18 protein-coding genes and 3 tRNA genes are annotated in these 21932 nt (G+C 66.9%); all 21 read right to left on the reverse strand.

What is annotated here, in order from left to right; translation table 11 throughout:
* Positions 1 to 91 precede the first annotated feature (91 nt).
* The 21 genes from fusA to ACFHVL_RS09840 all read right to left on the reverse strand — a co-directional run bounded on the left by fusA (position 92) and on the right by ACFHVL_RS09840 (position 21173).
* Positions 92 to 2188, reverse strand: coding sequence for an elongation factor G (fusA, locus tag ACFHVL_RS09740; protein ID WP_416627107.1), 2097 nt, complete (start codon positions 2186 to 2188; stop codon positions 92 to 94).
* A 70-nt stretch (positions 2189 to 2258) separates the two neighbouring features.
* Complete coding sequence (gene rpsG / locus ACFHVL_RS09745; protein ID WP_326551322.1) at positions 2259 to 2729, reverse strand: 30S ribosomal protein S7; 471 nt, start codon at positions 2727 to 2729, stop codon at positions 2259 to 2261.
* Between the two features lies 1 nt (position 2730).
* On the reverse strand, positions 2731 to 3105 hold the full coding sequence (gene rpsL / locus ACFHVL_RS09750) for a 30S ribosomal protein S12 (protein ID WP_014440718.1): 375 nt from the start codon (positions 3103 to 3105) through the stop codon (positions 2731 to 2733).
* Positions 3106 to 3506: 401 nt separating this feature from the next.
* Complete coding sequence (locus tag ACFHVL_RS09755; protein WP_416627135.1) at positions 3507 to 3881, reverse strand: hypothetical protein; 375 nt, start codon at positions 3879 to 3881, stop codon at positions 3507 to 3509.
* Between the two features lie 148 nt (positions 3882 to 4029).
* On the reverse strand, positions 4030 to 4395 hold the full coding sequence (locus ACFHVL_RS09760) for a hypothetical protein (RefSeq protein WP_416627109.1): 366 nt from the start codon (positions 4393 to 4395) through the stop codon (positions 4030 to 4032).
* A gap of 149 nt (positions 4396 to 4544) precedes the next feature.
* Positions 4545 to 8432, reverse strand: coding sequence for a DNA-directed RNA polymerase subunit beta' (locus ACFHVL_RS09765; protein WP_416627111.1), 3888 nt, complete (start codon positions 8430 to 8432; stop codon positions 4545 to 4547).
* 85 nt (positions 8433 to 8517) lie between these two features.
* The gene (locus ACFHVL_RS09770) at positions 8518 to 11949 is read right to left on the reverse strand and encodes a DNA-directed RNA polymerase subunit beta (protein ID WP_416627112.1); all 3432 of its coding nucleotides are present in this window, start codon (positions 11947 to 11949) and stop codon (positions 8518 to 8520) included.
* A gap of 615 nt (positions 11950 to 12564) precedes the next feature.
* Positions 12565 to 12948, reverse strand: coding sequence for a 50S ribosomal protein L7/L12 (gene rplL / locus ACFHVL_RS09775; RefSeq protein ID WP_416627114.1), 384 nt, complete (start codon positions 12946 to 12948; stop codon positions 12565 to 12567).
* A 46-nt stretch (positions 12949 to 12994) separates the two neighbouring features.
* Positions 12995 to 13537, reverse strand: coding sequence for a 50S ribosomal protein L10 (gene rplJ / locus ACFHVL_RS09780; protein WP_416627116.1), 543 nt, complete (start codon positions 13535 to 13537; stop codon positions 12995 to 12997).
* Between the two features lie 330 nt (positions 13538 to 13867).
* Positions 13868 to 14584 carry a 50S ribosomal protein L1 gene (rplA, locus tag ACFHVL_RS09785; RefSeq protein WP_326551316.1) on the reverse strand — a complete coding sequence of 239 codons (717 nt, stop codon included), beginning with the start codon at positions 14582 to 14584 and terminating at the stop codon, positions 13868 to 13870.
* 95 nt (positions 14585 to 14679) lie between these two features.
* On the reverse strand, positions 14680 to 15114 hold the full coding sequence (gene rplK, locus ACFHVL_RS09790) for a 50S ribosomal protein L11 (protein ID WP_326551315.1): 435 nt from the start codon (positions 15112 to 15114) through the stop codon (positions 14680 to 14682).
* 251 nt (positions 15115 to 15365) lie between these two features.
* Positions 15366 to 16151, reverse strand: coding sequence for a transcription termination/antitermination protein NusG (gene nusG, locus ACFHVL_RS09795; RefSeq protein WP_416627118.1), 786 nt, complete (start codon positions 16149 to 16151; stop codon positions 15366 to 15368).
* Positions 16152 to 16172: 21 nt separating this feature from the next.
* Positions 16173 to 16544, reverse strand: coding sequence for a preprotein translocase subunit SecE (gene secE, locus ACFHVL_RS09800; RefSeq protein ID WP_416627120.1), 372 nt, complete (start codon positions 16542 to 16544; stop codon positions 16173 to 16175).
* A 136-nt stretch (positions 16545 to 16680) separates the two neighbouring features.
* Positions 16681 to 16753: transfer RNA gene (locus ACFHVL_RS09805), tRNA-Trp, on the reverse strand.
* Positions 16754 to 16932: 179 nt separating this feature from the next.
* On the reverse strand, positions 16933 to 17325 hold the full coding sequence (locus ACFHVL_RS09810) for a MaoC family dehydratase (protein ID WP_416627121.1): 393 nt from the start codon (positions 17323 to 17325) through the stop codon (positions 16933 to 16935).
* A 1-nt stretch (position 17326) separates the two neighbouring features.
* Entirely contained in the window at positions 17327 to 17773 is a 447-nt protein-coding gene (locus ACFHVL_RS09815; protein WP_416627123.1) for an FAS1-like dehydratase domain-containing protein, read from the reverse strand.
* A gap of 67 nt (positions 17774 to 17840) precedes the next feature.
* Positions 17841 to 18008, reverse strand: a complete 168-nt coding sequence (gene rpmG / locus ACFHVL_RS09820) for a 50S ribosomal protein L33 (RefSeq protein ID WP_203860687.1) — start codon at positions 18006 to 18008, stop codon at positions 17841 to 17843.
* Positions 18009 to 18140: 132 nt separating this feature from the next.
* Positions 18141 to 18213: transfer RNA gene (locus tag ACFHVL_RS09825), tRNA-Met, on the reverse strand.
* 24 nt (positions 18214 to 18237) lie between these two features.
* Positions 18238 to 18310, reverse strand: a tRNA-Thr gene (locus ACFHVL_RS09830).
* A gap of 94 nt (positions 18311 to 18404) precedes the next feature.
* Entirely contained in the window at positions 18405 to 20930 is a 2526-nt protein-coding gene (locus ACFHVL_RS09835; protein WP_416627125.1) for a putative bifunctional diguanylate cyclase/phosphodiesterase, read from the reverse strand.
* Between the two features lie 27 nt (positions 20931 to 20957).
* Complete coding sequence (locus ACFHVL_RS09840; RefSeq protein WP_416627126.1) at positions 20958 to 21173, reverse strand: hypothetical protein; 216 nt, start codon at positions 21171 to 21173, stop codon at positions 20958 to 20960.
* Positions 21174 to 21932: the final 759 nt, after the last annotated feature.

The following is a 21932-nucleotide window of genomic DNA, read 5'->3' on the forward strand; positions in this document are numbered from 1 at the left end:
GGAAGTGCTTGGGTCTTGCGGCGGTCACGCCTTCAGGCCCGGTACGCAGCTCGCCCGAGGCGGGCCGGGGAAGCTGGGCTCCCCCGAACCACTACTCGCCCGTCGCCTTCGCGATGATCTCCTTCGCCACACTCTGCGGAACCTCGGCGTAGGAGTCGAACTGCATGCTGTAGCTCGCCCGGCCCTGGGTCTTCGACCGCAGGTCGCCGACGTAGCCGAACATCTCCGACAGCGGCACCAGGGCACGGACGACGCGCGCTCCGGCGCGTTCCTCCATCGCCTGGATGATGCCACGCCGGGAGTTGATGTCGCCGATCACGTCACCCATGTTCTCCTCCGGAGTGGTGACTTCAACGGCCATCATCGGCTCGAGTAGCGCGGGATCCGCCCGACGGGCGGCCTCCTTGAGCACCATCGAGCCGGCGATCTTGAACGCCATCTCGGACGAGTCGACCTCGTGGTACTGCCCGTCGAGCAGCGTCAGCTTGACGCCGACCAGCGGGTAGCCGGCGAGGATGCCGTACTGCATGGCGTCCTGGGCACCGGCGTCGACCGACGGGATGAACTCCCGCGGGATCCGACCACCGGTCACCCCGTTGACGAACTCGTACGTCGGGCCGTCGCTGTCCAGCGGCAGTGGCTCGAGCTTGACGATCACCCGGGCGTACTGGCCGGAACCACCGGTCTGCTTCTTGTGGGTGTACTCGACCTTCTCGACCACCTTGCGGATGGTCTCCCGGTACGCCACCTGCGGCTTGCCGATGTTCGCCTCGACGTTGAACTCGCGGCGCATCCGGTCCACCAGGATGTCCAGGTGCAGCTCGCCCATGCCGGCGATGACCGTCTGCCCGGTCTCCTCGTCGTTCTTGACGCGGAAGGTCGGGTCCTCTTCGGCCAGCCGCTGGATCGCGGTACTGAGCTTCTCCTGGTCGGCCTTTGTCTTGGGCTCGATCGCCACCTCGATGACCGGCTCCGGGAACGTCATCGACTCCAGGATGACCGGGTTCGCCGGGTCACACAGGGTGTCCCCGGTGGTGGTCTGCTTCAGGCCCTGGACCGCGATGATGTCACCCGCGATCGCCGCCGGCCGCTCCTCACGCTTGTTGGCGTGCATCTGGTAGATCTTGCCGATCCGCTCTTTGCGGTCCTTGGTGGAGTTGACCACCTGGCTTCCGGACTCGAGCGTGCCGGAGTAGACCCGGAGGTACGTCAACTTGCCGAGGTGCTTGTCGGTCTGGATCTTGAACGCGAGGCCGGAGAACGGCTCCGAGGTCGACGGCTTGCGCAACAGCTGGGTTTCCCCGTCGGTCGCGGTGCCCTCGATCGCCGGCACGTCCAGCGGGGAGGGAAGGTACGCCACCACGGCGTCGAGCATGGGCTGGACGCCCTTGTTCTTGAACGCCGAGCCGCAGAGCACCGGGTTGGCCTTGTCGGCGATGGTCGCCCGCCGGATCGCCGTCTTGATCTCGTCGGCGGAGAGTTCCTCACCTTCGAGGTACTTCTCCATGATCGTGTCGTCGACGTCGGCCAGGGTCTCCACCAGCTTCTCGCGCCACTCGGCCGCCGAGTCGGCGAGATCGGCCGGGATCTGCTCGACCGCGTAGTCCTCACCCTTGGCGGTCTCGCCGCGCCAGGTCAGCGCCCGCATCTCGACCAGGTCGACGACACCGATGTGGTCGCCTTCGAGCCCGATCGGGATCTGCAGCACCAGCGGGGTGGAGTTGAGGCGGTCGATCATCATCTGCACACAGCGGAAGAAGTCGGCCCCGGTCCGGTCGAGCTTGTTGACGAAGCACATCCGCGGGACCTTGTACTTGTCGGCCTGCCGCCAGACGTTCTCGGTCTGTGGCTCGACACCCGCGACACCGTCGTAGACCGCCACCGCACCGTCGAGCACCCGCAGCGACCGCTCGACCTCGACCGTGAAGTCGACGTGGCCGGGCGTGTCGATGATCTGGATGGTGTGGTCCTTCCACTCACACTTGGTGGCGGCGGAGGTGATGGTGATCCCCCGCTCCTGCTCCTGCTCCATCCAGTCCATCACGGCGGCGCCGTCGTGGACTTCACCGATCTTGTAGGTGATACCGGTGTAGAACAGGATCCGCTCAGTGGTCGTGGTCTTACCGGCATCGATGTGCGCCATGATGCCGATGTTGCGTACCTTGGCGAGCGCGTCTGCGGCGGCCACTTCAATCCCTACTTCGTCTCGTCGTCGACTGTGTGTGCGCGGCTATGCCGAAGGGCATGACAGCGACCACTTACCAGCGGTAGTGCGCGAAGGCCTTGTTGGACTCCGCCATCTTGTGGGTGTCCTCACGGCGCTTGACCGCCGCGCCCAGACCGTTGCTCGCGTCCAGCAGCTCGTTCATCAGCCGCTCGATCATGGTCTTTTCCCGGCGGGACTTGGAGTACTGGACGAGCCAGCGCAGCCCGAGGGTGGTCGCCCTGGTCGGCCGGACCTCGACCGGAACCTGGTAGGTCGCGCCGCCAACCCGGCGGCTGCGGACCTCTAGGGTCGGCTTGACGTTGTCCATGGCGCGCTTGAGCGTGACGACCGGGTCGGTGCCGGACTTCTCCCGGCAGCCCTCCAGTGCGCCGTAGACGATCCGCTCGGCCAGCGCACGCTTGCCGCGCATCAGAATCTTGTTCACCAGCTGGGTCACCAGCGGCGAGTTGTACACCGGGTCCGCGACCAGTGGCCGGCGGGGAGCAGGGCCCTTACGCGGCATCTCAGCTCTTCTCCTTCTTCGCGCCGTACCGGCTGCGAGCCTGCTTGCGGTTGCGGACACCCTGGGTGTCCAGCGAACCGCGTACGATCTTGTAGCGAACGCCGGGGAGGTCCTTCACCCGACCGCCACGCACCAGCACGATCGAGTGCTCCTGCAGGTTGTGACCGACGCCGGGGATGTACGCGGTCACCTCGATCTGGCTGCTGAGCTTCACCCGGGCGACCTTGCGCAGCGCGGAGTTCGGCTTCTTGGGGGTGGTGGTGTACACACGGGTGCACACGCCGCGACGCTGGGGGCTGCCCTTGAGTGCTGGCGTCTTGGTCTTGCTCGTCTTCGCCTGGCGGCCCTTGCGGACCAGCTGCTGGATCGTTGGCACCGGGTTCCTTTGCTCCCTCCGGCCGCGCACGGCCGCACTGTTCCTCAGCCGTCGTGGGACGGCTCTCCTACACTCCGACCGGCAACCTGGGTGGCACCGGCACCCGCGGTCGGGCGTGTCGCCCACACACGGACCCGGCTGGCTGTCGTCACCCACCGGGATCTGGCTGCTGTCGTGACGCAACTCGATGGCTGGCAGCCGGATCGGGCGCATGCACGACTTGCCCGGTCAGGCCGGGCACGAGAGGAAAGAGTACCCACCACACACGCGCAGGTCAAAACGAAGCAACCAGCTCCGTCCGGGACCTGCTCCGCCCATGGCGGCCACTCTGGTAACCCAGTGTACCGGCTCGGCTGAGCGTCGGCCGGCCGGGCCCGACTCTTGCCGGTCGAACCGGCTCGCTAGCTGACCACCAGCAGCATGGTCACGGCCAGGCCGAACAGGGTGAGCGCCAGTCCGGTGCCGCCGCAGCTGATACCGGCGATCGCCAACCCTCGGCCGGTGAACCGGATCGCCGGCGGCGGAGCGCTCTGGCGTAGCTGCCGCAGGCCGAACAGGCCCAGCACCACCGCGGCGGCCCCGAAAGAACCGCTGAGCAGGGTGAACGCACCGGCCGCCCAGCCGCCCCAACCACCGTCCGCGCCGCCGACACCCAGACAGCCGACCGCGAACGACACCAGCACCGACACCACCCCGGCGATCAGCGCGGTCACCGCCAACCCCGACACCACCGGCCGGACCTCCAGATGCACCAGGCCGAAACTGGTGCCGGGCACCTGCTCCACCCACCGCGTCGACAACCGCCCCTCCGGCGGGGGCGGCGGCGGGGGCACGGCTCGGAATGCAGCGGTGGGATCGGCGGGTCCTCCGCCGGCCCCATAGCCTGGAAACTGGGTCACCTGCTCCTCCTCGTCGCCTGGCCGGTCAGTTGACGCCCGGCGCGAAGTCTTGGCCGACCGGACCGGTGGCCCAACCGAAAATGCCGAGCACGACCGCGAGAGTCAGCACCACGGCGGCGAGGAGCAGGCCCGTCCAGGCGAGGCGCTCGCCGCGCCGCAGCCAGGCCGCCCCGGTCAGATAACCCCGTGAGGTGTACGCCTCCCGACGCGCCTGCCGGCTGAGCAGCAACGCCAGGGTGGCCGGGACGATGCCGCCGACCAATACCCCGGTGATCGCCGCCACCAGCCCGAGCGCGAAGACCGCGCCGGCCTTGCTGGATCGCACCGCGTCGGGATCCGCCGGATGCCGCAGCCACTGCTGGTACGCGGAGGGCACCGGGGTCACCTGCACGGTGCCAGCCTACAAGCTGAGGACCCACCGGCCCGCCAGGCCGGGTGAGAGCGGCGCGGGCGCGGCGCCCGGGTGGTGTACGAAGGCGCCTGTCCCACCGCGCTCGCGGTGGGACAGGCGCCGGACAGCCGTACTGGTGTCGCCGTGGATCAGCGGTAGGAGCCGAAGTCGAAATCGTCCAACGGGACGGCCTGTCCGCTGGCCGGTCCGAAGCCGTAGTCGGTCTCCGGGTAGCCGGTCATCGAGTAGACCTTGGCCTTCGCCTCCTCGGTGGGCTCGACCCGGACGTTGCGGTACTTGCTGATACCGGTACCGGCCGGGATGAGCTTTCCGATGATCACGTTCTCCTTGAGGCCGATCAGCGAGTCGCTGCGCGCGTTGATCGCCGCGTCGGTCAGCACCCGGGTGGTCTCCTGGAAGGAGGCCGCCGAGAGCCAGGAGTCGGTGGCCAGCGACGCCTTGGTGATACCCATGAGCATCGGCCGGCCGGCGGCGGGCTCGCCACCTTCGGCGACGAGTCGACGGTTCTCCGACTCGAACAGGGCCCGGTCGACGAGCACCCCCGGCAGCAGTTCGGTGCCACCGGAGTCGATGACCGTCACCCGCTTGAGCATCTGCCGGATGATGATCTCGATGTGCTTGTCGTGGATCAGCACACCCTGCGAGCGGTAGACCTCCTGGACCTCCTGGGTCAGGTGGACCTGGACCGCTCGGGGACCAAGGATCCGCAGCAGTTCGTGCGGGTCGATGGTGCCCTCGGTGAGCTTCTCGCCGACGGTGGCGTGCGAGCCGTCGTGCGCCCGCAGTCGTACCCGCTTGGAGATCTTGTCGTAGACGATCTCGTCGCTGCCGTCGTCCGGCACCACGATGATCTTCCGGGACCGCTCGCCGTCCTCGATCCGGATCCGGCCGGGGGTGTCGGCGATCGGCGCCTTGCCCTTCGGCACCCGGGCCTCGAAGATCTCCTGGACCCGGGGCAGGCCCTGGGTGATGTCCTCACCCGCGACACCACCGGTGTGGAAGGTACGCATCGTCAGCTGCGTGCCCGGCTCACCGATCGACTGGGCGGCGATGATGCCCACCGCCTCGCCGATGTCCACCGTCTTGCCGGTGGGCAGCGAACGTCCGTAGCAGGCGCCGCAGACACCGAGCTTGGACTCGCAGGTCAGCACGCTGCGTACCCGCACGTTCTCCGCACCGGCGGCGATGAGCTTGTCCACCAGGATCGAGTTGAGGTCCGCGCCCCGCTCGACCACGATCTCGCCGTCGGCACCCTTGATGTCCTCGGCGAGGGTACGGGCGTGCACCCCGGTCTCGGCGAACTCGTGCACCGTCAGCTTGCCGTCGATCCGCTCACCGACCTGCATGGTGATCGCCCGGTCGGTGCCGCAGTCCTCCTCGCGGATGATCACGTCCTGGGAGACGTCGACCAGACGACGGGTCAGGTAGCCCGAGTCGGCGGTCCGCAGCGCGGTGTCGGCCAGACCCTTTCGAGCGCCGTGCGTGGAGATGAAGTACTCCAGCACGGACAGACCTTCCCGGTAGCTCGACTTGATCGGCCGCGGGATGATCTCGCCCTTCGGGTTGGCCACCAGGCCACGGATCGCGGCGATCTGGCGCAGCTGGAGCAGGTTGCCTCGGGCACCCGAGTGGATCATCTTCCACAGCGGGTTCTCCTGGGGCAGCGCCGTCTCCAGGTCCTTGGCGATCTCGTTGGTCGCCTTGGTCCAGATCTCGATCAGCTCACCGCGCCGCTCTTCGCCGGTCATCAGACCACGCTGGTACTGCTTGTCGATCCGGTCGGCTTCCTTCTCGTACCGCTCCAGGGTCTCCTGCTTGTGCGGCGGTGCGATGACGTCCTGCATGCCGATCGTCACGCCGGACCAGGTGGCCCAGTGGTAACCGGCCTCCTTGAGCCCGTCGAGGGTGGCGGCCAGCGCGACCTTCGGGAACCGTTCGGCCAGGTCGTTGACGATCGCCGACAGCTGGCCCTTGCGGACCTCGTAGTTGACGAAGCGGTAGCCGTTGGGCATGACCTCGTTGAACAGCACCCGGCCGAGGGTGGTGTCGACGATAAGCGGCTCGCCGCGCTGCCACTCCTCTGGAGCGGCCCAGCGGGAGGCGCCGGCGCCGTTGTCGACCTCGACGACCCCGCGCAGCCGGATCCGGACCGGCGCCTGCAGGTGCAGTTCGCCGTTGTCGAAGGCCATCCGGGCCTCGGCGTCCGAGCTGAACACCCGTCCCTCGCCGAGTAGACCCTCGGTGCGGTGGGTCAGGTGGTACAAACCGATGATCATGTCCTGGGTGGGCATGGTCACCGGCTTGCCGTCGGACGGCTTGAGGATGTTGTTCGACGACAGCATCAGGATCCGGGCCTCGGCCTGCGCCTCGGCCGACAGCGGCACGTGCACCGCCATCTGGTCACCGTCGAAGTCGGCGTTGAACGCGGTGCAGACCAATGGGTGGATCTGGATCGCCTTGCCCTCGACCAGCTGCGGCTCGAAGGCCTGGATGCCGAGGCGGTGCAGGGTCGGCGCCCGGTTGAGCAGCACCGGGTGCTCGGAGATGACCTCTTCGAGCACGTCCCACACGACCGGGCGCTGCCGCTCGACCATCCGCTTGGCGGACTTGATGTTCTGCGCGTGGTTCAGGTCGACCAGGCGCTTCATCACGAACGGCTTGAACAGCTCCAGTGCCATCTGCTTGGGCAGACCGCACTGGTGCAGCTTCAGCTTCGGACCGACCACGATGACCGATCGACCGGAGTAGTCGACCCGCTTGCCGAGCAGGTTCTGCCGGAACCGACCCTGCTTGCCCTTGAGCATGTCGGACAGCGACTTGAGCGGACGGTTACCCGGGCCGGTGACCGGCCGGCCACGGCGGCCGTTGTCGAACAGCGCGTCGACGGCCTCCTGCAGCATCCGCTTCTCGTTGTTGACGATGATCTCCGGCGCGCCCAGGTCGATGAGCCGCTTCAACCGGTTGTTCCGGTTGATCACCCGGCGGTACAGGTCGTTGAGGTCGCTGGTCGCGAACCGGCCACCGTCGAGCTGCACCATCGGGCGCAGGTCCGGCGGGATCACCGGTACGCAGTCGAGCACCATGCCACCGGGCGAGTTGCGGGTACTCAGGAACGCCGCGACCACCTTGAGTCGCTTCAACGCCCGGATCTTGCGCTGGCCCTTGCCCGAACGGATGATCTCCCGCAGGTTGTCGGCCTCGGCGTCGAGATCCATGTTCTGCAACAGGGTCTTGATCGCCTCGGCGCCCATCCCGCCCTTGAAGTACGGGTCGAAACGGTCCCGCAGCTCCCGGTAGAGCATCTCGTCGGTGATCAACTGCTTCGAGTCGAGCTTGCGGAAGGTGTCCAGCACCTCGTCGAGCCGGTCGATCTCACGCTGCGCGCGGTCGCGGATCTGGCGCATCTCGCGCTCGCCGGACTCCTTGACCTTGCGACGCACGTCCGCCTTGGCGCCCTCGGCCTCCAGCTCGGCCAGGTCAGCTTCGAGCTTGGCGGCCCGCTTCTCGATCTCCGAGTCGCGGCTGTTCTCCGACTGGCGCTTCTCCGCGAAGATCTCGTTTTCGATCGTCGACATGTCCCGGTGACGCGCCTCGGCGTCCACTGCGGTGATCACGTACGACGCAAAGTAGATGATCTTCTCGAGGTCCTTCGGCGCCAGGTCGAGCAGGTAGCCCAGCCGGCTCGGCACACCCTTGAAGTACCAGATGTGCGTCACCGGGGCGGCGAGCTCGATGTGCCCCATCCGCTCACGGCGAACCTTGGAACGGGTCACCTCGACGCCGCAGCGCTCACAGATGATGCCCTTGAAGCGGACCCGCTTGTACTTGCCGCAGTAGCACTCCCAGTCCCGCTGCGGACCGAAGATCTTCTCGCAGAAGAGCCCGTCCTTTTCCGGCTTGAGCGTGCGGTAGTTGATCGTCTCGGGCTTCTTGACCTCGCCGTGCGACCACTGACGGATGTCGTCGGCGGTGGCGAGCCCAATGCGCAACTCGTCGAAGAAGTTGACGTCGAGCACGTTAAGTGTCCCCTATGTCGTCGTCTCTACTGCTGATTCATGAAGCGGTCCGGTGGCGCCCGGTCAGGGCGCCACCGGAACTGCCTCAGACTTCCTCGACCGAGCTCGGCTCCCGCCGGGACAGGTCGATACCGAGTTCCTCCGCGGCCCGGAACACCTCGTCGTCGGTCTCGCGCATCTCGAGGGCCACGCCGTCACTGGAGAGCACCTCTACGTTGAGGCACAGCGACTGCAGCTCCTTGAGTAGCACCTTGAACGACTCGGGGATGCCCGGCTCGGGGATGTTCTCGCCCTTGACGATCGCCTCGTAGACCTTGACCCGGCCCAGGACGTCATCCGACTTGATGGTCAGCAGTTCCTGAAGGGCGTACGCGGCACCGTAGGCCTGCATCGCCCAGCACTCCATCTCACCGAAACGCTGGCCGCCGAACTGGGCCTTACCGCCGAGCGGCTGCTGGGTGATCATGGAGTACGGACCGGTCGACCGCGCGTGGATCTTGTCGTCGACCAGGTGGTTGAGTTTGAGGATGTAGATGTAGCCGACCGCGATCGGATCCGGCAACGGCTCACCGGAACGCCCGTCGAACAGCTGGGCCTTGCCCGATTCGCCGATCAACTGCACGCCGTCCCGGTTGGGCAGGGTGCTGCCCAGCAGGCCGGTGATCTCCTTCTCCTGGACACCGTCGAAGACCGGAGTCGCGACGTTGGTGTCCGGCTCGGCGGAGTCGGAGCCGATGGCCCGCAGCGCCTTCTTCCACTCGACGTCGTCGCCCTCGATCTGCCAACCGGTCTTGGCGATCCACCCGAGGTGGGTCTCCAGGATCTGGCCGATGTTCATCCGGCCCGGCACACCGAGCGGGTTGAGCACGATGTCCACCGGAGTGCCGTCGGAGAGGAACGGCATGTCCTCTACGGGCAGGATCTTCGAGATGACGCCCTTGTTGCCGTGCCGGCCGGCGAGCTTGTCGCCGTCCTGAATCTTCCGCTTTTGAGCAACGTAGACCCGGACCAGCTCGTTGACGCCGGGCGGCAACTCGTCGCCGTCGTCGCGGGAGAACGTCCGCACGCCGATGACCGTCCCGGTCTCACCGTGCGGCACCTTCAGCGAGGTGTCCCGGACCTCCCGGGCCTTCTCGCCGAAGATCGCCCGCAGCAGCCGCTCCTCCGGGGTCAGCTCGGTCTCGCCCTTCGGCGTCACCTTGCCGACCAGGACGTCTCCGGGTACGACCTCGGCACCGATCCGGATGATGCCGCGCTCGTCGAGGTCGGCGAGCATCTCCTCGCTGACGTTCGGGATGTCGCGGGTGATCTCTTCCGGACCGAGCTTGGTGTCCCGGGCGTCGACCTCGTGCTCCTCGATGTGGATCGAGGTCAGCACGTCCTGCTGCACCAGCCGCTGAGACAGGATGATCGCGTCCTCGTAGTTGTAGCCCTCCCACGGCATGAACGCCACGAGCAGGTTACGACCGAGGGCCATTTCACCTTCGTCGGTGCACGGCCCGTCCGCGATGACCTGACCAGCCTCGATCCGGTCGCCTTCGAAAACGGTCGGCTTCTGGTTGACGCAGGATCCCGCGTTGGACCGCCGGAACTTGTGCAGCAGGTACGTGCGGCGGTGGCCGTCGTCCTGGTGCACCGTGACGTAGTCGGCGCAGAGATCCTCCACCACGCCACCGGCCTCGGCTAGGACCACGTCGCCGGCGTCGACCGCCGCGCGGTACTCCATGCCGGTGCCGACCAGCGGGGACTCCGCCTTGACCAGCGGCACGGCCTGACGCTGCATGTTGGCGCCCATCAGGGCCCGGTTGGCGTCATCGTGCTCCAGGAACGGAATCATCGCGGTGGCGACGGAGACCATCTGCCGCGGTGACACGTCCATGTAGTCGACGGCGGTCGGCGGAACATAGTCGACCTCACCGCCCTTGCGTCGGACCAGGACCCGGTCCTCGGCGAAGGTGCCGTCGCCCATCAACGGCGCGTTGGCCTGCGCCTTGACGAACCGGTCCTCCTCGTCGGCGGTCAGGTAGTCGATCTGGTCGGTGACCCGACCCTCGACCACCTTGCGGTACGGCGTCTCGATGAAACCGAACGGGTTGACCCGCCCGAAGGTCGACAGCGCGCCGATCAGGCCGATGTTCGGGCCTTCCGGGGTCTCGATCGGGCACATCCGGCCGTAGTGCGACGGGTGCACGTCGCGGACCTCGAAGCCGGCCCGCTCCCGGGACAGACCACCCGGGCCGAGGGCACTGAGCCGCCGGCGGTGGGTCAACCCGGCGAGCGGGTTGGTCTGGTCCATGAACTGGGACAGCTGCGAGGTGCCGAAGAACTCCTTGATCGCCGCCACCACCGGGCGGATGTTGATCAGGGTCTGCGGCGTGATCGCCTCGACGTCCTGCGTGGTCATCCGCTCGCGGACGACTCGCTCCATCCGGGACAGGCCGACCCGCACCTGGTTCTGGATCAGCTCGCCGACGGTACGCAGCCGCCGGTTACCGAAGTGGTCGATGTCGTCGGCCTCGTAGCCCTCTTCACCGGCGTGCAGCCGGCAGAGGTACTCGACGGTGGCGACGACATCGTCCTCAGTCAGGGTCCCCTTGTTGATCGGGACGCCGAGCTCGAGCTTCTTGTTGAACTTGTACCGGCCGACCTTGGCGACGTCGTACCGCTTCGGGTTGAAGAACAGGTTGTCGAGCAGCGTCTGCGCGTTCTCGCGGGTCGGCGGCTCGCCAGGGCGGAGCTTGCGGTAGATGTCGAGCAGCGCCTCGTCCGCGCCGCCGATGTGGTCCTTCTCCAGGGTGGTCATCATCAGCTCGGACCAGCCGAACCGCTCACGGATCCGGTCAGCGGACCAACCGATGGCCTTGAGCAGGACGGTCACGGCCTGGCGCCGCTTACGGTCGATACGGACACCGACGGTGTCCCGCTTGTCGATGTCGAACTCCAGCCAGGCACCCCGGCTCGGGATGACCTTGACGCTGGTCAGATCACGGTCGGAGGTCTTGTCGGGCTGCTTGTCGAAGTAGACGCCCGGGGACCGGACAAGCTGGCTGACCACGACACGCTCGGTGCCGTTGATGATGAAGGTGCCCTTCGGCGTCATCATGGGGAAGTCACCCATGAACACCGTCTGGCTCTTGATCTCGCCGGTGCTGTTGTTGGTGAACTCTGCGGTCACGAAGAGCGGTGCGCAGTAGGTCAGGTCCTTCTCCTTGCACTCCTCGATCGAGGCCTTGACCTCGTCGAAGCGCGGACTGGAGAAGGAAAGCGACATAGTGCCAGAAAAGTCCTCAATGGGACTGATCTCGTCGAGAATCTCCGCGAGGCCTGATCGTGCGTGCGGGTCGTCGGCCGACCGGCCCTGCCAAGCCTCGTTGCCCACCAGCCAGTCGAAAGACTCGGTCTGGATGGAGAGAAGGTTGGGGACCTCGAGGTGTTCGGTGATCCGGCCGAATGAGATTCGGCGGGGAGCGAAAGCGCTCGACGTACGACTGGTCTTCGCAGGGCGGGAAGCTGCCAAGATGCGTCCTTCCGAGGACCGGTGCTGCAGACGGCTGTTTCGCGCGCACCCCAAGGAACCTCGGTCAAAATGCCCAGTATCGGACATTTCACGCGCGAGGCAAGATGGAAGGCAGCGCAAACTAGCAGTGTAGCCGAGCGGCTAACCGCTGTCCAGCCCATCCCCGAAGGACGTCGCGGAGCCGGTCGGGACGCCGCCCTCGGCATCACCCGAACCGCTCGGAACGCGGCGTATCCCACGAGGCCCGGTGGGGCCGGCTGCAGTGGAACCACCCCGGTCTCCCGGAACGGCAACCCTCCCACTGCGGAGCCATTACCCAGCTGTGGCCGTCGCAAGCACCGAACCGGAAAATCGCCTCGCTGCCTTGGCATCGCAGCGAACCCGGCTCGCTCTTGCTGTAGTCAGCGTGCCTGCCGCTACCGGCCTAGTCAAGGCCTGTCGTAGGGCCAGATCGCCTAGCCTCCCCCGGTTGTCAGTCGAGGATCGACCGCGTCGTCCGACCGGAAAGGTGAAAATGCCCTGATCATCGGGCAATCGCACCGGGTGTGCGAACGGTGGCGGGCGGCGACCCTCGCTGAGGATCCCCGCCCGCCACCGACCGCAGTGTGGGTCAGGTCACTTGAGGGTGACCTTGGCGCCTTCGGCCTCCAGCTTGGCCTTGGCCTTGTCGGCGGCCTCCTTGGTGGCCTTCTCCAGAACGGCCTTCGGAGCGGCCTCGACCAGGTCCTTGGCCTCCTTGAGGCCCAGGCCGGTCAGCTCGCGCACGACCTTGATGACCTGGATCTTCTTGCCACCGTCAGCCTCGAGGACGACGTCGAACTCGTCCTTCTCCGGCTCGGCCTCGGCCGCGGCGGCCGCGGGGCCGGCGGCGGCCATCGCCACCGGAGCGGCGGCGGTGACGTCGAAGGTGTCCTCGAACTGCTTCACGAACTCGGAGAGCTCGATCAGCGTCATCTCCTTGAACGCGTCGAGCAGCTCGTCGGTGCTGAGCTTCGCCATGGTCGGCTTCCTTTCGAATGTGATGACGTTGACGAGGGCGGGCAGGTCAGGCCTGCGTACCCTCGGATTCGCGCTTGTCCTGCAGCGCTGCCGCCAGACGGGCGGTCTTCGACAGCGGCGCCTGCAGCACGGCCGCGGCCTTGCTCAGGTTCGCCTTCATGGCACCGGCCAGCTTGGCCAGCAACACCTCACGCGACTCGAGGTCGGCCAACTTGGTGACCTCGGCCGCGCTGATCGCGCGTCCCTCGAAGACCCCGCCCTTGATGACGAGCAGCGGGTTGGCCTTGGCGAAGTCGCGCAGGCCCTTGGCAGCCTCCACCACGTCGCCGGAGACGAAGGTGAGCGCGGTAGGACCGGAGAACAGCTCGTCGAGTCCGTCGATGCCCGCGTCCGACGCGGCCCGCTTGGCCAGGGTGTTCTTCGCCACCGAATAGGTGGCCTCCTGCCCCAGCGAACGGCGCAGCTGGGTCAGCTGGGCGACGGTGAGACCCCGGTACTCGGTGAGCACCGTGGCTCCCGACTCGCGGAACCGTTCGGTCAGCTCGGCGACCGCGGTGGCCTTGTCGGCACGAACCGGCTTGTCCGCCATGTCCCTCCTCTCTGGTGCTCCAGGCTGGGAACCGGCCGGCACGACGCCGGCCGGTCGTGAAGATCCCGCGCCCACGAAAAACGCCCCGGCGCAGTAGGCGCACGGGGCGAGGCAGCCGTCGAATGACGACGATGACTCAACTTCCGTTCCGCCCCTGCGCGAGCCGCCCGTGGATACGGGACCTTCAACCGTGCCGAGGCACGGTGACCAGCGGTCTTTGGGTGTGGATGCATTGAGCGTACGGCACAGCCGACGCTGACGCCAAATCGATTCGGGGGGCGGGTCCGGCGTACCCGCCGGACCCGCCCCCCGATCGTCGCCGGTGTGCGCTCAGCTCTCGCTGGTCGCCTCGTGCAGGTTCTTCACCACGTTCGGGTCCACCGGGACGCCCGGGCCCATCGTGGTGGTCAACACGACCTTGCGCAGGTACTTGCCCTTCGCGGCGGACGGCTTGGCCCGCAGCACCTCGTCCAGCACCGCCGCGTAGTTGTCGATCAGCTGCTCCGTGCCGAACGACGCCTTGCCGATGATCAGGTGCAGGTTGGAGTGCTTGTCCACCCGGAAGGTGATCTTGCCGCCCTTGATGTCGGAGACCGCCTTGGTCACATCCATCGTGACGGTGCCGGTCTTCGGGTTCGGCATCAGGCCGCGCGGGCCCAGGATCCGCGCGATCCGGCCGATCTTCGCCATCTGGTCCGGGGTGGCGATCGCCGCGTCGAAGTCCAGCCAGCCCCCCTGGATCCGGGCGACCAACTCGTCCGAGCCGACCTCGTCGGCGCCAGCGGCCACGGCCTCCTCGGCCTTCGCGCCGGCGGCGAAGACGATCACCCGGGCGGTCTTACCGGTGCCGTGCGGCAGGTTGACCGTGCCCCGGACCATCTGGTCCGCCTTGCGCGGGTCGACACCGAGGCGCATCGCGACCTCGACCGTGGCGTCGAACTTGACCGGGCTCGTCTCCTTGGCCAGCTTGACCGCCTCCGCCGGGGCGTACAGCTTCGACCGGTCGATCAGGTCGGTGGCCTTGCGATAGCTCTTGCTGCGCTGCATCTTGGTTTGCTCCTGTGGTCAATGGCGGGCCGCGCGTCGCGCGTACCCTCCCACGATGGTCGTCGGCGACCCGCGTCAGGCGCGGGGTCGCAGAATCACTCCTTGACGGTGATGCCCATCGACCGGGCGGTCCCGGCGATGATCTTCTCCGCCTGCTCGACGCTGTTGGCGTTGAGGTCGGACATCTTCTTCTCGGCGATCTCGCGCAGCTGCGCGGCGGACACCGAGCCGACCTTGGTCGCCTGCGGGACGCCCGAGCCCTTCGGGACGCCGGCGGCCTTGAGCAGCAGCCGGGCCGCGGGCGGGGTCTTCAGCACGAAGCTGAAGGTCCGGTCCTCGTACACGCTGATCTCGGCCGGCACGATGTCGCCGCGCTGGGCCTCGGTCTGCGAGTTGTAGGACTTGCAGAACTCCATGATGTTCACGCCGTGCTGGCCGAGCGCCGGCCCGACCGGCGGCGCCGGGGTGGCCTGACCCGCCGGCAACTGCAGCGTGAAGGTCTTGACGAGCTTCTTCTTCTTCGGAGGCATGTCACTTCCTGGGGCTTGATCTGGTGTCGCGCACCGGATCTGCTGGACGTCACCGGAGGCTGGCACCCTCCGGCACGGGCTGGCGCACCCCAGCACGCGCGCACGGTCAGGCGCGGCCCGGGGCCGACGTTCTAGGTTAGCGCAGACGACGCGACAACCCCAGCTCGGGGTTGCCGCGTCGCGGACAGCTGCGATGGTTCAGACCGCCACGGTCTCTCGGATCGCCGCGGAGATCGGTCTCTGGCGCCAGCTCAGATCTTGGCGACCTGGTTGAAGTTCAGCTCCACCGGCGTCTCCCGGCCGAAGATCGATACCAACACCTTGAGCTTCTGCTGATCGGCGTTGATCTCGCTGATCGTGGCCGGCAGCGAGGCGAAGGCACCATCGGTGACCGTGACCGAGTCGCCGACCTCGAAGTCCAGCACCCGAACCTCGGGCTTGGACTTCTTGCTCTCCGTGGTGACCGCCGGGGCGAGCCACTTGAGCACCTCGTTGAGCGACAGCGGAGCGGGCCGGTCGGCCCGGTCGGTGGCACCGACGAAGCCGGTGACCCCCGGGGTGTTGCGTACGCAGGAGTACGACTCCGCGGTCAGGTCCATCCGAACCAGGATGTAACCCGGGAAGACCTTGTTCTGCACCTGAAGCCGCTTGCCGTTCTTGACCTCGACCTCCTCCCGGGTCGGCACCTCCACCTGGAAGATGAACTCCTCCATGTCGAGGCTGCTGATCCGGGTCTCGAGGTTGGTCTTGACCTTGTTCTCGTATCCGGCGTACGAGTGCACCACGAACCAGTCGCCGGGTGCGTAGCGCAGCTTCTGCCGCAGCTCCGCGACCGCGTCGAACTCTTCTTCGACCTCGCCGACGGCCGAGGCGTCCGCGGTGGATCCGTCGACAGCCGAATCGGCGACGGCGGAGGCGTCCGCCGTCGCGGCGGGATCCGATGGTGCGCTGGCGGCCTCAACCGACTCATCAGCCGCCGCCGTGGCCACCGTCGACTGATCGTCGGTGACCCTGGCGGTCTCGTCGTACTCAGGCACGCTTGCTCACTTCCGTCACAATCAGCTGGGATTACCGAAAACCCACAGCACACCCTTGGCGAACGCGAAGTCCAGCCCGGCCACGATGCTCAACATGACCGCGATGAACACGACCACGACGGCGGTGTAGGTCAGCAACTCCTTACGAGTCGGCCAGATGACCTTACGCAGCTCGGCCACGACTTCGCGGATGAACCGGATGATCCGGCCGAAAAAGCCCACACGGGTGTCGGACTTGGCCTTCGGTTTGCCCTCCGACGACTCCGCCTTCGACTGGGTGGCCGCGCCACCCTTCGCTACCGACTCATCGTCCTCAACGGGAGTCTCGTCGATCGACTCGCCATCGGGGCGGTCGTCCGCGGCGTCATCGCCACGCCGGTTCCTCTCGGCCATCTCGCCCTCCGTCGCGGGTGGTGGGGTCACACGCCAGGTAAGACGCGTGTTGCGTCATGCACGCCGGCCACTCCCCTGCGGGACGGCCGTCAACGGAGACGGCAGCCGACCCACCGGGTCGGTCAGGCCTTAGGCGCAGGGGTGACAGGACTTGAACCTGCAGCCTGCGGTTTTGGAGACCGCTGCTCTGCCAATTGAGCTACACCCCTGTGCGGGTCGAGAAACCTGCTCAGAAGTCCATGGCGAGCAGCCATGCAGGACTGATCAGGGGTCACGAACCCCACGGCGGACCAGTGTACGGGTAGAGCGACCACTTTCCCAACCGGCCCGGCACCACCGGGTGAGCAGACCACCACGGGACCGGCACCGCACCTCGCACCGGTCGGGATCAATCCTTGGTACGCACCAACGCCCGGGCCTGGCTCAGCACCTTCTCGCCGGCGCAGACAGCCGTGACATCGATCCTGGTCAGACCGTCATCGGTGGAGCCCTTGACCACCCCGGTCACCTCGATCTCGGTGCCCTCGTCGTCGTCGGGCACCACCACCGGGCGAGTGAACCGCACGTTGTACTCGACGATCGCGTCCGCGCCACCGGCCCACTGGGCCAGCGCCCGCCCGGCGAGAGCCATGGTCAGCATCCCGTGGGCGATCACCCCGGGCAGCCCCACCCCGGTGGCGAACCGGTCGCTCCAGTGGATCGGGTTGAAGTCACCGGAGGCCCCGGCGTACCGCACCAGGTCTGCCCGGGTGACCCGGAACCGCTGCGCTGGCAACTCCATGTCAGCTCTCCCCCCGGACGACGAGCTTCATCCACACGCTGACGACCGGGTCGCCGGCGAGGGTCGTCATCTCGGTGCGGATGGTGAGAAAATCGTGGCCGCCCCGCGACATGATCTCCTCGATCACGTCGGAGCAGACCAGCTCGTCACCCGCGACCACCGGCCGGACGTGGCGGAAGCGCTGATCGCCGTGAACGACCCTGCTGTAGTCCATGCCGAGATCCGGGTCGTCGATCACCCGCCCGGCCGAAGCCATGGACAACACGACCGGGAACGTCGGCGGCGCCACCACGTCCGAATAGCCGGCCTTGCGGCCGGCTTCAGGGTCGTGGTGGATCGGATCGGACGCACCGATGGCCGAGGCGAATTCGCGGATCTTCTCCCGGCCGACCAGGTACGGGCTGGCGGGCGGATAGCTACGGCCGACGAGGGACGGGTCGATGGGCATGGGCAGAACCTACCCGGTGCCCGGTGCCCGGCACCCGACGACGTGCGGCCGGAAGCTGAATCCGCGGTCAGCGAGTCTCGCGGTGCAGGGTGTGCTTGCCGTCTCGCGGGCAGAACTTCTTCATCTCGATGCGGTCCGGGTCGTTACGGCGGTTCTTCCGCGTGATGTAGTTGCGCTCCTTGCACTCCACACACGCCAAAGTGATCTTCGGACGGACGTCGGTCGCCTTAGCCACGGCGGGGTGCCTTCCTCGCTATCGGAACAACTACAGCCTGCCAGCCTAGCCGGAGCAGCTGCGGACATGCAAAGCGGGCGCCCACGGCGCCCCCCTGTACTTCAACCACCGGCCTCACCGGGAAGCCGACCGTAGCGGTGGCCGGACTTGAACCGGCGACACAACGATTATGAGCCGTTTGCTCTACCACCTGAGCTACACCGCCGTGACGGGTCCTGTGAACCCTCTGAGCCCCCTTACGGAATCGAACCGTAGACCTTCTCCTTACCATGGAGACGCTCTGCCGACTGAGCTAAGGGGGCCTAGCACGCACCGCCGGGGCGGATGCGCACGGGTAAGAGTACACGCCGCCGCCGGCCAGGTGAAATCAGATCACCCCGTACGCGAAACCGCAGGTCACGGCACTGCCCGCAGCCGGCGGACCTCGCTGGACTGCAGCGTCTCCGGGTCGGCCTGGGCCTCGTACCAAGCGGCGAGCCGCTCGTACGGCAGCGGCCGGCTGAACAGGAAACCCTGACCGATCTGGCAGCCGATGTCCTGCAGCAGTTCCAGAGTCAGCTCACTCTCCACACCCTCGGCCACCACGGTCAGGCCGAACTGCTGCGACAGCGTCACCACCGCGTTGACGATTGCCAGGTCCCCCGGATCGGTCGCCATGCCCTGCACGAACGAGCGGTCCACCTTCACCTCGTGGACCGGTAACCGCCGCAGATGCGCCAACGACGTGTAGCCGGTGCCGAAGTCGTCCACCGACAGCCGTACCCCCAGGTCGCGCAGCCGCCGCAGGGTCGGCATCGGCCGGTCGGTGCCGTCCAACACCCCGGCCTCGGCGATCTCCAGGGTGAGCAGCTCCGGGGACACCTGATGCTCGTCCAACAACTCGCGTACCCGCTCGGGGAAGTCCGGGTCGGTCAACGTCCGGGCGGAAAGGTTGACCGAGACCGGCAACGGTTGCTGCCCCACACTCCACTCCCGGCACCGGCGCAGGCCCTCGCCGAGGACGAACTCGGTCAGCCGACCGAGTTGCCCGGTGTGCTCGGCGACCGCGACGAAATCCTCCGGTGCGACCGACCCGTGCGTCGGATGCTCCCACCGGGTCAGACACTCGACCCCGACCAGCCGGCGGCCGTGCAGCGTCACCTTCGGCTGGTAGTAGACCTCCAGCTGGCCTTCGTCCAACGCGACCCGCAGGTCGCCAGCGAGACCCAGCCGGCGTACGGATCGGGACTCCAGCGCCGGATTGAACAGTTGGACACCGCCGGACACCGACTTCGCCGCCGTCGCGGCCAGATCGGCACGTTGCAGCAACGTCGCCGCGTCACTGCCATGGTCCGGGTGCACCGTCACCCCGGCCACCGTGTCGACGTCCAGGGTGAGGGCGCCGAACACCATCTGGTCACGGATCTGGTCCCGAAGCTCCTCCGCGAGCGCAACCGCCAATTCGATGCTCTCCATCCGCAGGGTGACGACGAACTCGTCGCCCCCGCTGCGGCCGACCAGCGCCGACGACGGAGCGCTGACCCGCAGCCGCCGGGCGACCTCGACCAGGACCTTGTCCCCTGCCGCGTGCCCGAGGGATTCGTTGACCTGGCGTAGCCCGTCGACGTCGAAGAGCAGGACGGCGACGACTTCACCCGGCGTACGGATGGCAACCGACTCGTCCAGGGCCGCGGTCAGCCGACGGCGGTTGGCCAGCCTGGTCAGCCCGTCGTGAGCGGCGTCGAAGCGCAGCCGGTCGACCAGGCGGGAGTTCTCCACGGCGACCGCCGCGTGCACGGCGATCGCCTCCAGTAGCCGGAGATCACCCGGCCCGAAGTGTGAGATGTCCCCCAGGCGACCGCTGACTTCCAGACAGCCGATCACCAGTGAGCCGGCCCGCAGTGGCACGACGACGGCGTCTTTGGTGCCCCACTCGCGCAGTGCCGTATCGAACGAGCTGTCGCCGAACTTGGCTCCCAGTGCGAGTGAGGTTCCGGTCTCGAAGACCTGCTCCCGGATCGTCTGCGGAGTGCCAACCGTGTCGACCAGACCCTGCCCATCGGCGGTGGCGGACAATAGGACTTCCGGATAGCGCCCCTGCTTCGGCAGCCACAGGGTGGCGTACTCAGACTGGAGGACCTCGCGTACCCGTTTGAGAAGGACGTCGGAGATCGTGCCGTCGTGTGGGGTATCGGCGATCGCCCGGGTCAGTGCGTAGATCTCGGACAGTGTCCGATTCTGGCGCAACGATTGGGCATAGGATCGGTACGCCAATACGAAGAAGACCACCAGTGCCACCAGCAGCACCAACGCCCATCCGCTCTGTGCGAGCAGGATCAGCACCACTAGGCCGAAGGTGATGCTGATCGAGGCGACGATCACGCCGGGGACCGTGTTCGTGGTGAGTTCCTTGCTGGACAGCCGGCCCTGGACCAGCGAGACCACCACGACCACGGCCACCAGGGTCATGATCTGATTCGCCATGACGGCGCCGACGAGGGTCAGCCAGGTCTGCGGTGACTCCGCGTCCAGCACGCCAGCGTTGACCACGATGGCAGTGGCGACCGATGTGCCGGCTGCAACATTCGCGACGTTGAACCAAACCTTGACGGCGGGCTGCCGCTTGCTCATCTGCCCGATCATCAACGCAAGGACCCGTCCAAGGATCAGGGTCAGCGGAGGCAGAAAGAACAGGCCGAGAAGGAACGGAATCTCGCCGAGGTTCAGCGTGAATGAATGTCGCCGCACCTCAAATAGCAGGATCGCCGAATGTGCCGCGAAAAAGAGACCGAAGAACAGTAGACCCAGCAACCAGTCGCCAGCGGGCTGAGGGTGGCTGATGCCTAAGGCCAGGGAAATGAGTACGGCTATCAACGCGAGTGGGCCGGTAACCAACCAGGCCCGCTCTGAAGAATGCCGTGCGCCGCCCTGCCGCTTAGGCACCACGCCCCCCGGAGGTCAGCTCAACGACTAGTTCCAGACCCAGTCGTGGAGAGAAACCGGCGCATCAATCGAATCGTCGAAGCCGAACTTATCCACCGGGGAAACCAGAGAAACGTCGTCACCGACCGTGACCCAGGCTTGAGCAGCTTGGGCAGCGGTCCCTGCGGTGAACGAGACAGCAATCCCGAGTGCGACGACCGCGACGACCCTGCCGAGCCGGCGGCCCATCGTGTGTCCACGCATGTTACAGACTCCCGTCCAAGGAGGCGAATGACTTGCACAAAGGTGGGGCAGAGTCCTGATGGTGCCACACCAGACGGTCTCACCGGTAGGTGGACGCGGCCAGCCTGCACCTTCGGCACCACCCATCCTAGCCAATCGGACGAGGAGAACCTTAGCCGCGTCTTTCCTGGGCGGCATTCGTCCCGCCGCAGCTCAGCCCAGTGGCGGGGGGGCATCTCTGGGCTCGGCTGCGGCGTCACCAGATTATCGTGATCCGCACGGAAACGGTAAGCGGGTCGAGGATGTCCAGAACTTTGATTCGCCCGACATGCCGGATTTAATCCGATTCAGCAATAGAAGGATTTATCACGTACTTTATTGGTCTATTCGCCGAGATGCCGGAACGGAAGTCTCGCTGGTGGTTCCGTCGACACCCGCTGTCGCCAGTTCTCGACGCTAAGCCCTAGAGTCAACGCAGTGGGCACCCTTTCGGTCACAGCTCGATGACAGTCACTACTCGCCAGTTCGGAAATCGCAGCCCGAAGGCCCCACCACCACCGAGAACGCTCACATGGCCGCTCCAGACAACGAGAAACCACAGTCGCCGGCCGCAGCTGCCCCGTCCTACGCCAGCCCGCCGACCTCCGCCCTGCCCCTCGACTCTGGCATCAGACGCCCAGAGCCCGCCGTAGACGGCTGAACCTGGCCGCAATGCTGCGTAGCTTAAGTTGATCTTGGGGTGTGGCCTGCGGTTGTGTGGCTGCTGTCGGGTGGTTCGGC

Source organism: Micromonospora sp. LOL_023 (genome assembly GCF_048060115.1).
Classification (GTDB): Bacteria; Actinomycetota; Actinomycetes; order Mycobacteriales; family Micromonosporaceae; genus Micromonospora_E.